Source organism: Micromonospora sp. URMC 106 (genome assembly GCF_051386395.1).
In the GTDB taxonomy this organism is placed as follows: Bacteria; Actinomycetota; Actinomycetes; order Mycobacteriales; family Micromonosporaceae; genus Micromonospora.
The window spans coordinates 1-1,458 of the sequence record NZ_JBPQTP010000227.1; the positions used below are offsets into that span (position 1 = coordinate 1).

At 71.9% G+C, this 1,458-nt stretch carries 1 protein-coding gene and 1 pseudogene; both read left to right on the forward strand.

Features of this window, described 5'->3' with window-relative positions:
- Positions 1-282, forward strand: a pseudogene (locus tag ACSNOB_RS31850) (fumarate reductase/succinate dehydrogenase flavoprotein subunit); the annotation flags it as partial.
- Positions 279-1,043: a succinate dehydrogenase/fumarate reductase iron-sulfur subunit gene (locus ACSNOB_RS31855; protein WP_393110115.1), complete on the forward strand. Its 765-nt coding sequence runs from the start codon at positions 279-281 to the stop codon at positions 1,041-1,043. The pseudogene ACSNOB_RS31850 and the gene ACSNOB_RS31855, both read left to right, overlap by 4 nt.
- Positions 1,044-1,458: the final 415 nt, after the last annotated feature.

Here is a 1,458-nt window from a genome sequence, read left to right on the forward strand (position 1 = left end):
GACGGCGAGGGGCTCAACCAGTCGCTGGAGAAGGCCGGCCGGGTGGCCGACTTCTTCGAGCTGGCGGAGCTGATGTGCATCGACGCCCTGCACCGCGAGGAGTCCTGCGGCGGCCACTTCCGGGCCGAGCACCAGACGCCCGACGGCGAGGCGGAGCGCGACGACGAGCGTTTCGCGTACGTCGCGGCCTGGGAGTTCACCGCCACCGGCGAGCCCTCGGTGCTGCACAAGGAAGCCCTGAAGTTCGAATACGTCCACCCCACGCAGCGGAGCTACAAGTGAACCTGACCCTGCGCATCTGGCGCCAGTCCGGCCCCGAGGACAAGGGTCGGATGGTCACCTACAAGGTCGACGACGTCTCCCCGGACATGTCCTTCCTGGAGATGCTCGACGTGCTCAACGAGCGGCTGATCCTGGCCGGCGAGGAGCCGGTGGCGTTCGACCACGACTGCCGCGAGGGCATCTGCGGCATGTGCGGCCTGATGATCAACGGAAACGCGCACGGGCCGCAGCGCGGCACCACCGCCTGCCAGCTGCACATGCGGCAGTTCTCCGACGGCGACACGATCGACATCGAGCCGTGGCGGGCGCGGGCGTTCCCGGTCATCAAGGACCTGGTGGTCAACCGGAGCGCGTTCGACAAGATCATCGCCGCCGGTGGCTACATCACCGCGCCGACCGGCAGCGCCCCCGAGGCGCACTCCACCCCGGTCGCCAAGGCCAACGCGGACGCCGCCTTCGAGGCGGCGGAGTGCATCGGCTGCGGCGCCTGCGTGGCCGCCTGCCCCAACGGCTCCGGCATGCTCTTCACCGCCGCCAAGGTCACCCAGCTCTCGCTGCTGCCGCAGGGCCAGCCGGAGCGCTACACCCGGGTGATCGGCATGGTCGACGCGCACGACGAGGCCGGCTTCGGCGGCTGCACCAACGCCGGCGAGTGCACCGTGGTCTGCCCGAAGGGCATCCCGCTGAACACCATCGGCCGGCTCAACCGCGACTACCTGGTGGCCACCTCGAAGCGGGGCGACAACACCCCGGGCGCCTGAGCCCGCGCACGTCACGCCGGCGACGCCGGCACCGGGGCCGCCGCATCCTCCCGGAATGCGGCGGCCCTCGTCATGCCACCCCGGCGCTCGCGGCCGGCACCACCACGCCGGTCCGCAGCGGTTTGCCACCTCACCGGGCGGCCCATGCACCCCGGCGCTCGCGGCCGCCACCACCAACGCGGTCGCGGCCAGTACCGTCCCGGCCCGGCAGTCCCCGCTTCCTCCTCGTCGGTCTGGCCGGTCGCGCCCGGGCCGGGCCGTCACAGCCGTCTGGTCGCGCGCTGTCGGGCTGAATCGTCTGCGACATCGGCTGAATCGTCTGCGACATCAGCTCGACAGCGCGCGAGCGAACCGAGCGGAGGGCGACCCCGCGGACGACGGGACGACAAGCGCCACCGGTCCGGCCCTCGACGTG